The sequence below is a fragment of the Yersinia pekkanenii genome, from assembly GCF_001152565.1.
Classification (GTDB): domain Bacteria; phylum Pseudomonadota; class Gammaproteobacteria; order Enterobacterales; family Enterobacteriaceae; genus Yersinia; species Yersinia pekkanenii.
Genome location: NZ_CQAZ01000024.1, coordinates 37,335 through 51,357 on the forward strand (window position 1 = coordinate 37,335; position 14,023 = coordinate 51,357).

Consider the following 14,023-nt stretch of genomic DNA (forward strand, 5'->3'; position numbering starts at 1 on the left):
GGCTAAGGGGTTAACGCACCTAGGGCATTCCGGCGGCTTACGCCGATGGGCCCTGCGGCACGTTTCTCCTTAGTTTCATGGTTGCACTGTAAACTCTGAGGTTCACAAGGTAACCCGGTTAATTCAGCAGTGGTTTATAGTGATGAGGCTGGCGCATTGCGACCAGATCTTTACGGCGCACCACATTGGTTGGGTAGGGGCTGCCGGCGAGGGAAGCGGTATCAATGGGTTGTGTTACGGCTTGTGTTTCTTGCCAGAGCAGTCGCTCAAGGCGTGGAAAGCTGAAGGTTTCAGGCCCGAAGATCCCGCTATAACCTCCCAGCCCATTGATGTCATCAGCAGTATTGGCGAAGGCGAAGTAAAGATTATTTTCCCCCGCGCGGGTTCTGAATAAGTGCCAATGCAGAGGATCGGCTCCGGTAGGGATCGGGTAATTCTGCGTGACGACACTGCCCGCATGAGCGGCAGTGAAGCCGCTAGCCAGTGCAGCGGAACAGGCGATAATATCGCACCCCATCAGGGCCAGAATTCTGGCTGACTCGGGTAACAGTGCATCATGCCCTGACAGCAACCCCACTCTGCCGATCGCGGTATCAAACACGCCCCAGTGTTCTCCGGCGCTGGCCCACTGCTGCTGTGCCTGCGACAGATGTATTTGCCGATAGCTGCCGATTACCCCTTCCGGGCCAAATAACATCTGCGTGTTGTAGTTTTTATCCGGTTGTTTTTCGGCCATCCCGACGACCAGATAAACCCGCAGTTTCATGGCCAGGCGGGTTAATGCCTGCACCGAGGCGCTTTCCCGCGTTTGGCCATGGGTCGCACCGGCAAGATACCCCGTCAGGGCTAATTCAGGAAAAACAATAAGCTCGCTACCTTGCTGTGACACGGCTTCTTCTGTCATGGCGGTTATGGTCGCCAGATTGTCCTCTACCTGATCCACTGAGGAGAATTGTGCCACCGTGATACGGCTCTGTTTGCCCGCCGGTAAGGGCTGCTGCCCATACAGCCCAAAGAAATCCTGCGGATCCCATAAAAAGCTGTCGCTCAATAATGAATGATAATAGTCCGGTCGACGCTGCTCAAACACCGGTTCGCCCAGTACCCGGCGCTGACGGCTACGGTTGATATCAATCTCGGCGTAGGCAATGCCATCACCGCCATCCACCACGGCGGCAATCTTGCCATCAGGTTCAATTATGCAACTCCCCCCGCTAAATTGTACCCCTCGCTCTAACCCCCAGCGGTTACTTTCCAACAGATAGCAGCCATTCTCCATGGCCCGACTGATCCAGTAAGGTGCGGGAGTACGCTCTGCCAGCCAATTGCTGATATGGCAAATGACATCAACCCCATCCAGTGCCAATAAACGGGCGGTTTCCGGGAAATGAATGTCCATACAGACCAGCATGCCAATACGCCCAAGCGGGGTATCAAAGACTTGATGCCCAACGTCACCGGCGGCTGCCCATTTAGGTTCTGAAATATAGGGGTGAGTTTTGCGATGGCAGCCGATAACGCCTTGTGGCCCGATTAATACCGCACTGTTGTAATACAGCGCGGTTTGTGGCTCCACTTCCGCCATTCCTAATACGATATAACATTGATAACGCTGCGCCAGTGCGGCAAAGCGTGTGGTGCTATCACCGGGGACGGTTTCAACCATCGGTGCAATTTCCTGGCGATCAAACCAACAGTAGCCGGTGGTGGCCATTTCTGGGGTCGTAATCAGACGCGCACCTTTTTGTGCTGCCTGTTCTACTAATGCCAGTAGCTGACGTAAATTCGCTTCTTTGGCAAACATCAAGGGTTCAAACTGAATTGCAGCCGCAAGAAAAGGTGCTATCGACATGATTATCCTAATAAATAATGAATGTTATGCTCAGGGTTCTATTGAGCGATAAATACTCAGCTCTTCCGGTTATTGGCCGCGCCAGGGGTGGTCCAGGCGAAAATATCATTGGCCTGAATTAATGCGCATGAGATCTCTTCGACGGTAATACGTTTGTCCATGGCCTGATGGCGCAGGATCTCGTAAGCCTGCTCTTCACCAATGCTGTGCATCCGCATCAGGATGGCTTTGGCTTCACTGACCTGGCGAACTCCCAGTATCTTTTTTTCCAGCCGCTCGATTCGATCACTCATCTGCCGTTGTTGTTCACCATGGTGCAAAGCAAAGACCATGGACGACAGTAAGCCAGAGGCGCGAATGGGGGTGGTGATAGTGGCACCCGCCCCCATTTTGAGTGCCTGGTCAATAAACGTTGGGTTTTCATAGGCGATAACGGCGATCAGGGCGTGTTTGCTGTGATTGAGCCATGACACGTCTGGTTCTGGGTTATCTGACTGTAATGCATAGAAAATCAGATCGGTATCCGCCGGCAGTTGCTCTGGTATGGGCCAGAAAGCCTGAACCTTAAACCCCATGCGGCGTAAGTGATTAGTGAGTGTTTCACCGTCGTCGTCGTCGGGGTGTAACACCACACAGCGGATCCCCCGGCTGAGCAATAAGGCGGTTGCACTGACTCGGCTATCATTAGCTCGCATGTGGATACCCCACTGTCGTTAGCTTGGTGACCCAATCGCCCTGGATCTGGTTGGTCATATAGGGGTCTGGTTCGACGATGCGGCGAGATTCCTGCACGATAGTAAATTGCCCACTTTCATTCGCCATACCAATGCGTGGATACAGCCCGGTATGTTGATTCAGTGGATCAATACGAATACGGCCCTGTGGCGCATCAAACTGACTGCCCCGCAGTGCGGCTGAAAGCGGGTAGATGCGGTCACTGCCACACTCGGCCATGGCGTTGGCAAACAGATGCATCTGGCTATAAGTGGCTTCCCAATTCATGTCCGTGGTGAATTCCGCCCCAAATTGCTGATGGAATTGTTTGAGTGCCGACTGATTCGTTTGGCTGCAAATGCTTTGGAAATAGGGGGCCGAACTGAAATGGCCCTGTGCCACTTCAGCCCCCATAATGGCAATCTCAGTTTCCGATGTATTCAGGCTGCCAATAGGTATCCGCGTAGGATCCAAGCCCGCCGCCTGATAAGCCTGATACAAAAAGGGAACGGTCTGCCCGACCACGGTGCTGAAGATAAAGTCCGGCTGTTTTTTGGCTATCTCCTCGATGATCGGCAGGAAAGCCTCATAAGGAGCATTCAGATCAAGATAGCGCTCGCCAATGACCGCGCCATCGTGCCGCTGCAAGATTAATTCCTGCATATTACGGTTACATTCGTAGGGGTAAACATAGCGGGAGCCAATCAGATAAACCCGCGCCCCGAATTGGCCGGCCAGATAGTCTGCCAACTGTACGCAGTTCTGGTTCGGTGCGGCACCGCCATAGAAAATATTCTCTGAAAACTCAAAGCCTTCATACAGTTGTGAATAAAATAGCAACCGGCGATATTTCTCTACAATGGGCGACATGGCTTTGCGACTACTGGAGGTATAGCCGCCAAAAATCACATTAACTTCATGCTCGACGATCAGTTGCTCGGTCAGCGTACGGAACTGCGCATCGTCAGATTGTGGATCAAAATGGATAGCATTCAGCAGCCTGCCGTTGATTCCGCCGCGTTGGTTAATTTCGGCAATGGCTTGTGTCGCCCCACGCCATTGTGATTGTTCCTGTGCTGCCGTCACACCACTGAAGGAGTACAGTAAGCCAATATTGACCGGTGTTTCTGAACTCATAGGCACCTGCTTATGCTGTTGAATATAATACCCGTCATACTTCAAGCCGTAGGGGGGGTGGCTAGGCTCGTTACTCGACCCGTCCATGGGCCTCGCCTCGTTGAGGCCGCTGCGAGCAGCGTACAAATCTGCTCCAGGCAGATTAGTCACCCGAATCATTGACTCGTGTCAACTCAGCGGGATTCATTCACTTGCCACCTACCTGCAACTCGAATTATTTAGGGTATAAATGTTTTTTATTGCGCTAACAACTCTTTGTTAAGCATTGCGCCGACGGTGTATTTAGGGTCAACCATATTGCCCAGCCGCACTTTGCCGCATTGGCTAAGGAGCATGTAGGCATCCCACTGCTCAAAGCCAAAATCGTCTACCAACCAGTAAATCAGGTCACGGTAAGCAATGCGGGTTGCGTCTTCTAACGGACGTGCGCTGCCGATACTCATGATGGTTTCTGCATTTTCCATCCGTGGCCAGGATAGCGGCCAGTTTTTAATCAAATCCACTTTAATAGTGGTAATTGAGGCAAACTCCACCGCAGTGCCGCAAATCTCACCATCCCCCTGACAGGCATGGGCATCACCAATAAAAAGACGGCCGCCGGGAGAGCGCACCGGCAGATAGGTGATGCTACCCGGCCCGATATCCGGTACATCCATATTCCCGCCATGGTTATCCGGTGTCAGTGAGTTTATTGAGTCAATTTCTGGTGACACACTCAGGGTACCGATATGTGGCTTGTAGGGCAGGGTATGGCGCTCGCTCCAGTAGACCTTTTCGCTGTCGAGCTTAATCATGCGTACTTTTTCTGGCAGCGGATCATTGAGCATGGCGGTCAAATCTGTGCCGGTCAGCCCACCAAAATGGGGGATCATGGCGCAGATACCGTGTGGATTGACGCCACGTGGCAGCATAGATTCGATGTAGACCGCGATGACATCCCCTTTTTCGGCACCATTGACCATGATCGGGCCATTTTGTGGGTTGAGAAACGGCATTTTTAACAGTTGGCTCGGAATATCCTGCTCTGAGTTGATCGCCCCTTCAAAGGCATCCCGGGTATCTACAATCACCCGATCACCGGGTTCAATGGTCAGTACCGGTGTTGAGTATGGGCCGATGGTATAGTGAAACTCTTTTTGCATCTCTTCCGTCAGATGGTGGGTTACCGGTTTACGTCCGGCACCGACACCGCGTTTGACCATGATTGATTCTTCCAGCCATTTCATTAGCAATTCTCCACGTAATAAGGGCATCTGGTCACAGAGCCAGATGACGGCGCATTAAAAGATCATCAGAAAGTTGTTGTTTTGTCAGGGTTTCTATCACCTGGCCTTTATCCATCACCGCGCAACGTTGTGCGGCCCGCTGGATCATGGCGATATCCTGCTCCACCAGAATCACCGCCACCTGCAGCTCACGAGCAATTCGCACCAGAGTATCGGCAATGATGTGGACGATAGAGGGCTGAACACCTTCCGAGGGTTCATCCAGCAGTAACACTTTTGGCGAACCCACCAAGGCTCTGGCGATGGCTAACTGTTGTTGCTCACCGCCGCTCATGGTGCCGGCTTTCTGTTTGAGTCGCTGACGCAAAATCGGGAAGTAATCCAGTACCCGCTCCAGCAAGTCTTGGGCGAATTCACGGTGTTCACGGACAAATTGCATACCGACTTGCAGGTTTTCTGCCACGGTTAGCCCGGCGAACACCTCACGCCCTTGTGGAACATAACCGATACCCAAGCGAGCACGGCGCTGCGGTGTCGCCTGGGTAATGTCGGTCTCTCCTAGCAGAATGCAGCCCTGTTTCGCCGGTACTGCTCCTATTAAGCTGCGCATCAGTGTGGTTTTACCCACCCCATTGCGACCAATCAGGCCCAATACCTCTGCGGCATGCAGTTGTAATGTGACGCCATTGAGCACTTGCCCGCCGCCGTAACCGCCCGTCAGCCCCTCTATTTGCAAAACCACGTTATTCATACCGCTTTCCCCAAATAGATATCCGCCACATCCTCACGCGCCAGCACTTCGCTGGCATTGCCATCAGCAAAGACCTGGCCGCCATGGAGTACCGTGACTTGTGAAGCAATCTGACGGACGAAGGTCATGTCGTGCTCCACTACCATTAGCGTCAGGCCGTCGTGTTGCATCTGTTTAATCAGCTCGCCGGTGAGATAGGTTTCATCGATAGATAAACCGGCTACCGGCTCATCCAGCATCAGTAATGTCGGTTGTAACGACACCGCCATGGCAATTTCCAGCCACTGTTTCTTGCCGTGAGATAAGTTGCCCGCCAGTTGATGGTATTCCGTGGTGAGCTTAAAACGCTCTAATAGCTCATCGATACTGACCGCTTGCGAACGAACCTCCGGGCGTAAGTGACTTAGCGACAGTTGTAAATGTTGCCTGACCGTCAGTTCAGGGAAGATACCGGGGATCTGGAATTTAATGCTCATTCCCATTCGGATACGCTGGAACGGTGCCAGCGTATTCAAGCGCCGATTAAAGAAGCGGATCTCCCCATCACTGGGCGTATGTTCGCCGGTGAGTAATTTGAAAAAGGTACTTTTACCGGCACCATTCGGGCCAATCACGCAGCGCACCTCGCCACGGCGTATTTGCAAATCAACGTGATTGATAACCTGAATACCGCCAAAGCGTTTGCTTAGCCCACGGGTTTCGAGGATCAGATCCTGCGATGCCTGATTCATAGCGGCTGCCCCTTTTTCTGGCGAGTGGCTGATAAGTGGGTAATTTTCTCCGCCAGCCAAGGCAATAACCCATTGGGTGCGGCCAGTACCACAAACAGCAGAATGGCCCCCAACAGGATCATGGCGTATTCGCTGCCATAGATAGCCAACCATTGTGATAACCAAACCAGCAAGGCGGTTATCACCAGCGTGCCAAAGATATTTTTACGCCCGGCAGTCGCGACCCAGATAACCGGCATCGCGGCGGCGGTCAGTCCCATAGAGGACGGTGTGATATACGAACCCCACAGGGTATAAAGCACACCGGACAAACCGGAGAGCACGCCACCCAGCACGAACACCAATAATTGATAACGACGGATATCAATACCGAGCATTTCTGCCCTGCGTGGGTTCTCACGGATAGAGGCCAGTGTCAGGCCAAAATCAGAGCGCAATAACCGCCGCACTCCCCAATAAACCCCAGCAAGCAAGAGGATAATCAGGTAATAGAAAGCATTGTCTTCCAGTGTCAGTAATTTGCCATCAAACCAGGGTAGGGAGAGCGGCGGCATGCCTGACATGCCATTAAACCCATTCAGCCGTGCGCTGCCGATAGCCCATTGCGGGCCTGCGGTCTGCGACATAAAGGTTTCCAATACCAGAGTGAAAGACAGGGTGACAATGCCGATAAAAATACCGGTTACGCCGCCGTAAAACATCAAATAGCCCAGTGCGGCGGCCACCGCGGCGGCTACCAGTAAGGCCATTATTAAGCCAGACCAGGTAGAGAGTACGCCATCGCCGAAATTCAGCGTCATCACACCATAGGTGTAACCGGCAAGGCCAAAAAACGCGGTCTGTCCGAAAGATAAAATACCGCCATGCCCCCACATCGCCGCCAATCCAATGGCGCAGAATGTCCACAGTAGGAAGTAGGAAAAGTCGCCGATCATGGCGCTATCCACCACTAATGGCAGGGCGATAGCTCCCACCAGAACCAACAGTACCGCCAGCCGGGTCGGGGATAGCGGGCGTTTTCTGGCGTCATCTGTCGATATATTCAGAGAAGTTGTCGTCACATGCAGCTCCTAGCGGTTACGGGTAAACAGGCTGCCAATGCCGTTCGGCAGTAAGCGGATAACCAGTACAGCGGTAACCAATAAGCCAATTTGCCCGGCTAATTGCCCATACCAAGAATTCAATCCAGTTTGTATCGCGCCCAATGCAATCGCTGCAGGAATGGTGCCAACTAAAACATTTGCACCACCGACCACCACCGAAACAAAGGCTTGAACAATAAAACTACTGCCCATGGTGGGAACAGCGGTCAGTGTCGGTGCATAAATGGCTCCGGCTAATCCCGCCAAACCGGCACCCAACGCGAAGGTCAACGTATAAATACGATCAGTTTCCAACCCTAAGCAGGAGGCCATACGGGCATTTTGGATAGTGGCTCTGGCGCAGACGCCGTAATTGGTATGGAAGAACAGCCAATAGAGCACCATTAAGATGGCAATTGCGAAGAAGGGCAGTAGTGCCCGGTAGGTGGCAAAGGAGTATTCGCCGAGGGTGAAAGAGCCGAAAGGCGTAGACAGACCTTCCAGAGAAGGGCCAGCTATCAGCAGCATACCTTGCTGCACAATCAGGCTGATAGCCCAGGTTGCCACCACCGAATCATATAAGCGGCCATAAAGATGGCGCACCACCAGGCGCTCCACCACCCCCCCGAAAAAGGCCGCCGCCAAGGTACCAGCCAGCATGGCAAAGGGCAGTGGCAGACCCGCTTTACTCATCAGAATGGTGACATAGGCACCACACATAATGAATTCGCCGTGTGCCAGATTTATCACGCCCATCATGCCAAAAATAACCGCCAGCCCCAGTGCTGCCAGCACCAGATAGGCGAAGTTATCGCCAAATTGATAAACCACTGAATAGAGAAAGGATAGCGTTAACATCGTTTGGCAATCCCAGGTGTCCTGATTGACACCATTGAAAATGGATAACACAGGGAAGCCCGCCACCGGCGGTGACTTCCCGACAAAGTTGCCCTTTCAGACTGCTGACAGAGCCAAATGAAGGGGAAACGTGCCGTTGGGGCCGTAACGGCGTGAGCCGTTGGAGTGCCCCTAGGTGCGGTCAACCCTTCACTCACCGGTTTTGTTAGGCTTTTTTCGGTGGCGATGATGGGGTGTATTGGCTGTTATCCGGTTTCACCGGCAAATTACAACCGGCTTCACCTAACCAATAAGGCTTGATATCCGTCCACACTTTAGGGATCTCGATAGAGTGGTCGTCTTTCACATGAGCCAGATAAATGGTATGGCTTAAATGATGGCTTTTAGGATCGATACAGACCTTGCCAGATGGGCCATCGGTACAGATATCCCCGCTTTCCAGTGACTTACGCACGGCATCCATATCGGTACTGCCCGCTTTTTCCACGGCAGCTTTATACAGATAAACCGCATCATAGGCGTTTGCCGCTTCCTGATTGATGTAAGGTTCATTCGGGAACCTGGCGTGGAAACGCTGTTTAAAGTCATTACTGGCGGGGCTATCCACCTCTTCAATGTAGTTAGCGGTGATATACATATCTTTCAGGGCTGGGGCTTTAAAGCGCTTGTGCTCATAAGCCTGGCCCACGCTGACCGAACTACCCATTGGTAAGTTCAGTTTTGCCGCCGCTTGTTGCTCGTAATAAGAGGATTGATTAGCCCCGACCAGTAAGGTCATAACGAAATCAGGCTTGGCTTTTTGAATGTTCTGAATGGTTTGACCAAATTGCGAGACACTCAGTGGGATAAACTCCTCGCCCACCATAGTGCCGCCGTTCTCTTCCACAATCTTACGTACCCATTCGGCCGAGATTTGCCCGAAGTTATAGTCGGCGGCAATGGTGTAAACCTTGTTACCGTATTTCGCCATCATCCACGGGATCAAGGTTGAGAACTGCTGCTCAGGCACTGCGCCAGTGACGAAAACATTGGAGTCACACACGCCGCCTTCATACTGATTATTATACCAATAGAGCTGCTTTTCGCGATCCATTATCGGGCGGATAGCTTCGCGTGAGGCACTGGAAAACGCCCCGAATATGACATCCACTTTGTCATTTTTAATTAAGCGACGAGCCATTTGTTGGAAGCGGGTGTTATCGGATTGCGTATCGTATTTGACCAACTCGATTTGGCGTCCGAGTATGCCGCCTTTGGCATTAATTTCTGCTATCGCAAGTTCTGTGGCATGGATTTTGGGAATAACGGGTAAGGCAAAGTTCCCTGATGCATCTTCCAATAAACCTATTTTCACCGGTTTTTCTGCCGCCATCGTCATACCTGAGTAGGTCATGGCAAATGCTGCTGCCAGCGCGATTGAAAGCGTGGCGTAATGACATTTTATTCTGGATCGTTCTATTCTAGACATAGTTACCCCTGGCATTGGTTAAAAAGGTGGGTCTGAAAAAAAGCCAAAAAAAAAGCCCGGCAAAGTCAGATGACATTGCGAGGGCTCTATTGCCATAACCACAAGCCGACAACGTTGGCGTTCTTGCGGAGAAGTCAGGGTCACTATAAAAAGTATTTCAAGTGGTTGTCAACGAGGAATTTATAATAAAAATCAAATAGTAAAGCAGAAAGCTACTGCACTAAATTAGTGCTTTCTGTTGCACGAAAATGGCTCATCAGTCTGACGGCTGACCATTGGTGCTAACGGTGGGCGGGGAATAGTAACGTGGTGAGATTATCAAGGAAGAGCCGGTGGAGCATGGTGATGGCGGTTAATAAATTGCACCAGCAGGGGGCTTAAAAAATATTCAGCTACTGAGGATGAAAAACGGTGCAGAACAGCAGGAACTCATTAGTTGACAAACCCCGGTGATATCACCGGGGCTGAATATTGATGTTAACCGCAGCGGTTACATCTTGATGCCTGGATCTGTTGGAAAAAATCGTTACCTTTATCATCGACCAAGATAAAGGCTGGGAAATCTTCCACTTCAATCTTCCAGATGGCTTCCATACCCAATTCAGGATATTCCACACACTCCAGGCTCTTAATGCTGTTTTGCGCCAGTACCGCGGCTGGGCCACCGATGCTGCCCAAATAAAAACCACCGTGTTGGTGACAGGCATCGGTCACCTGTTGGCTACGGTTGCCTTTGGCCAGCATGATCATACTGCCACCGTGAGATTGCAGCAGATCAACGTAGGAATCCATGCGACCGGCGGTGGTTGGCCCAAGTGATCCTGAGGCATAACCTTCGGGTGTTTTAGCGGGACCGGCGTAGTAAATTGGATGATCTTTAATGTATTGCGGTAAGCCTTCGCCATTATCCAGCCGTTCTTTTAATTTGGCATGGGCAATGTCTCGGCCAACAATAATAGTGCCGCTCAGTGACAGGCGGGTTGACACCGGATACTGAGATAGCTCTTGTAAGATGTCGGCCATTGGGCGGTTAAGATCGATTTTAACCACTTTACCTTCGGTGCTGTGGCGTAGGTGTTCTGGGATATATTTCCCCGGATTCTGCTCCAGTTTTTCCAGCCAGATACCTTTACGGTTAATTTTGCCTTTGATATTACGATCCGCAGAGCAGGAGACGCCCATGCCTATCGGGCAGGATGCGCCATGGCGTGGCAGGCGCACGACCCGCACATCATGAGCAAAATATTTACCACCGAATTGTGCACCCAGACCCAAGTCCTGCGCGGCTGCCAATAACTCTTGTTCCAGCGCGAGATCACGGAAGGCTTGTCCGTGCTCATTCCCTTCAGTTGGCAGGCCATCATAGTATTTGGTTGAGGCTAACTTGACGGTCTTGAGGGTACTTTCAGCGGAGGTGCCACCGATAACAAAGGCAATATGGTATGGCGGGCAGGCTGCGGTACCCAAGGTGCGCATTTTATCGACCAGATAATCTTTCAGCTTACCCGGTGACAGCAGCGCCTTGGTTTCCTGATACAGATAAGTTTTATTGGCGGAGCCGCCGCCTTTGGTGACGAACAGGAATTTGTAATCCTCGCCTTCCGTGCTGTACAGGTCAATTTGCGCTGGCAGGTTGGTACCGGTGTTAACTTCCTGATACATATCCAGCGCCGCGTTTTGTGAGTAACGCAGGTTATCTTCAATAAAGGTGTTATACACGCCGCGTGACAGCGCTTCAGCATCATTGCCGCCGGTCCAGACGCACTGACCTTTTTTACCGACGATAATTGCGGTGCCGGTATCCTGACAAGTCGGCAAAATCCCTTTGGCCGAGATTTCTGAGTTACGCAGGAATTGCAGCGCCACATATTTGTCGTTTTCGCTGGCTTCCGGGTCATCTAAAATAGCGGCAACTTGCTTTTGGTGAGCGGGGCGCAGCAGGAAGGAGGCGTCGTGGAAAGCGTGTTGCGCGAGTAGGGTCAAGGCTTCAGGCTCGACTTTCAGCATGTCGTGGCCTTCAAACTGTGCAACCGAGACGTGATTATTACTGACAAGGTAATAATCAGTATCGTCTTCCTTAAGCGGGAAGGGATCCTGATAGTGGAACGGTTTGTTTGACATATTTTTCTCACATTCAACATCTGTTAGCGAAAGCGTTCGATAACAGAAATAATCGTTAGTAAAACCAAGCTGCTATATTTTTGCCGATGATCTTACTATAGATTGTCAGGCCGAAGCGACGGCTCTGGCCTCTTTATAAAGGGTGGATCTCATTTTCCGCACTTATCGATGCCCTGATACGAATAAACGATTGCACTCTCCCTCGATATCATCACTCGGTGTGTCTGCGGACATCTTGCTTACAGGTTGAGTCGGTGTAATATCGAAGAGATGATGAAAGAGCGCGATATTATTGTTGACTGCCTGAAGTATGGGCAGCTAAATATTGACTCATTTTGATGAGGAATAGACGTTTCCTACCAAGAATGCATTTTTTACAATCTGCCTACTAATAAATGAGTTTGTATTTAACCCCATTAAGCGTAAATACTGATTGTGTCGGTTAATCATATTTGTTGCGGTATCATAACAGTGACGAGAATATTGGTCTCACATAAAAATACTTAGTGAAAATAATACTCTCACTTTGTAACTTGAATGTCAGAGTGATAATTAAATTAATTGAGATAAACACGACAAGGATTAAAAGACATACATTCACGTATTATTAACGATGCAAATGAGGAAGTATCCATGACTAACAAATATTTAAAAAACTCACCCGCTAAGCGAGTTGATATCGGAAATAAAAAAATATTTATGGGGTTCTGGCATAATTGGAATTCTGCCGGTGGCGATGGCTATAGGTATGGGACGTCTGCAATTGTTAAGTTAAGTGAGGTACCTAAAGAATACAATGTTGTTGCAGTTTCCTTTATGAAAGGTGCTGGTATTCCCACATTTACGCCGAATAATATGACTACTGCTGAGTTTCGCGCACAAGTTGATATTTTGCATGAGCGGGGGCAAACGGTGCTGATCTCCTTAGGGGGCGCGGATGGACATATAGAGTTACAGAATGGGCAAGAGAATGCCTTGGCAGCCGAAATTATACGCTTAGTTGATACCTATGGGTTTGATGGTTTAGATATCGATTTGGAGCAGGATGCAATCTATTCTATTGAGAAGAAACATCAAAATCATATCGTTATTCCCAACGCATTGATACAAGTAAGAAAGCATTACGCTGGATTAGGCGAACACTTCATTATTAGTATGGCACCAGAATTCCCTTACTTAGAAGTGGGTAGAGAATATAGTCATTATATCAATGCATTAGAGGGTTATTACGACTTTATTGCACCTCAGTATTATAACCAGGGTGGTGCCGGTGTTTGGGTGGCTGAAATTGAAGAACCAAGGTACATCAATCAAAATGACGATGAGAGAAAAGAAGACTTTCTATACTACCTAACCGAAAGCTTGGTTACTGGTACTCGCGGACTTATCAAAATTCCAGCCGATAAATTTGTTATTGGCTTACCCTCTAATATTGATGCAGCAAACAATGGCTATGTGATTGACAAGAAAGACGTATATAACGCTTTTGCCCGCTTGGATAGCGCAGGTTTATCCATTAAAGGCCTGATGACCTGGTCAATTAACTGGGATATTGGTAAAAGTGCCCAAGGGGTAAGTTATAACTGGGAGTTTAAAAATCGCTACGCGGCCCTGATTCACAGTGATGCCGGTAACAGTAATAATCTACCGCTAGCCCCCTATAACTTGGCTCAAAAATTAAAAGCTGAAACCAGTATTGGTTTAGCGTGGGAACACCAGATTAATGTTAATTCCATCCGAGAATACACCGTGTTCCGTGATGGAGTTAAGGTGGGCACCTCGATTAATAAAACCTTTACTGACAACGGACTGGAACCAAACAAACAATATACCTATAAGGTCAGTGCCACTGATACACAAGGTCAGATTTCCGATTTAAGTGCTCCCTTTACGGCCATTACGTTAACCAGCAGCCTTTCGATCTGGGTAGCGAGTCAATGGTACCGCGATAATGATGTGGTACGGCATAACGCACAAAACTATATTTGCGTGATGCAACACACCTCAAATGAATTCTGGTCACCGGATCAAGCAACCACTTTATGGCAGCTCACGGTACAGCGCTAATTTCATTATTTTGCAT

General features: G+C 50.0%; 11 protein-coding genes. 1 reads left to right on the forward strand and 10 read right to left on the reverse strand.

Annotated features, from left to right (window positions below):
- Positions 1-118 precede the first annotated feature (118 nt).
- The 10 genes from AEP37_RS13335 to fumA all read right to left on the reverse strand — a co-directional run bounded on the left by AEP37_RS13335 (position 119) and on the right by fumA (position 11,940).
- Positions 119-1,852 carry a nitrilase-related carbon-nitrogen hydrolase gene (locus tag AEP37_RS13335; RefSeq protein WP_049613780.1) on the reverse strand — a complete coding sequence of 578 codons (1,734 nt, stop codon included), beginning with the start codon at positions 1,850-1,852 and terminating at the stop codon, positions 119-121.
- Positions 1,853-1,908: 56 nt separating this feature from the next.
- Positions 1,909-2,547 carry an ANTAR domain-containing response regulator gene (locus AEP37_RS13340; protein WP_049613781.1) on the reverse strand — a complete coding sequence of 213 codons (639 nt, stop codon included), beginning with the start codon at positions 2,545-2,547 and terminating at the stop codon, positions 1,909-1,911.
- Positions 2,537-3,703: a transporter substrate-binding domain-containing protein gene (locus tag AEP37_RS13345; RefSeq protein ID WP_049613814.1), complete on the reverse strand. Its 1,167-nt coding sequence runs from the start codon at positions 3,701-3,703 to the stop codon at positions 2,537-2,539. Before AEP37_RS13345 ends, AEP37_RS13340 begins: the two co-directional genes overlap by 11 nt.
- Before the next feature lie 236 nt (positions 3,704-3,939).
- Positions 3,940-4,929 (reverse strand): acetamidase/formamidase family protein, encoded by a 990-nt coding sequence (locus tag AEP37_RS13350; protein ID WP_049613782.1) that lies wholly within the window; start codon positions 4,927-4,929, stop codon positions 3,940-3,942.
- Positions 4,930-4,960: 31 nt separating this feature from the next.
- On the reverse strand, positions 4,961-5,680 hold the full coding sequence (locus tag AEP37_RS13355) for an ABC transporter ATP-binding protein (RefSeq protein WP_049613783.1): 720 nt from the start codon (positions 5,678-5,680) through the stop codon (positions 4,961-4,963).
- The gene (locus AEP37_RS13360; RefSeq protein WP_049613784.1) at positions 5,677-6,411 is read right to left on the reverse strand and encodes an ABC transporter ATP-binding protein; all 735 of its coding nucleotides are present in this window, start codon (positions 6,409-6,411) and stop codon (positions 5,677-5,679) included. The genes AEP37_RS13355 and AEP37_RS13360 overlap by 4 nt, the downstream gene beginning before the upstream one ends.
- Positions 6,408-7,472: an ABC transporter permease subunit gene (locus AEP37_RS13365; RefSeq protein ID WP_049613785.1), complete on the reverse strand. Its 1,065-nt coding sequence runs from the start codon at positions 7,470-7,472 to the stop codon at positions 6,408-6,410. The genes AEP37_RS13360 and AEP37_RS13365 overlap by 4 nt, the downstream gene beginning before the upstream one ends.
- 9 nt (positions 7,473-7,481) lie before the next feature.
- Entirely contained in the window at positions 7,482-8,351 is an 870-nt protein-coding gene (locus AEP37_RS13370; protein ID WP_049613786.1) for an ABC transporter permease subunit, read from the reverse strand.
- Between the two features lie 205 nt (positions 8,352-8,556).
- Entirely contained in the window at positions 8,557-9,723 is a 1,167-nt protein-coding gene (locus AEP37_RS13375) for an urea ABC transporter substrate-binding protein (RefSeq protein WP_082170800.1), read from the reverse strand.
- Positions 9,724-10,296: 573 nt separating this feature from the next.
- Positions 10,297-11,940, reverse strand: a complete 1,644-nt coding sequence (gene fumA / locus AEP37_RS13380; RefSeq protein ID WP_049613788.1) for a class I fumarate hydratase FumA — start codon at positions 11,938-11,940, stop codon at positions 10,297-10,299.
- Between the two features lie 633 nt (positions 11,941-12,573).
- Between fumA and AEP37_RS13385 the strand changes: the two genes are divergently transcribed.
- A complete protein-coding gene (locus tag AEP37_RS13385; protein ID WP_049613789.1) occupies positions 12,574-14,007 on the forward strand; it encodes a glycosyl hydrolase family 18 protein in 1,434 nt (477 codons plus the stop codon).
- Positions 14,008-14,023: the final 16 nt, after the last annotated feature.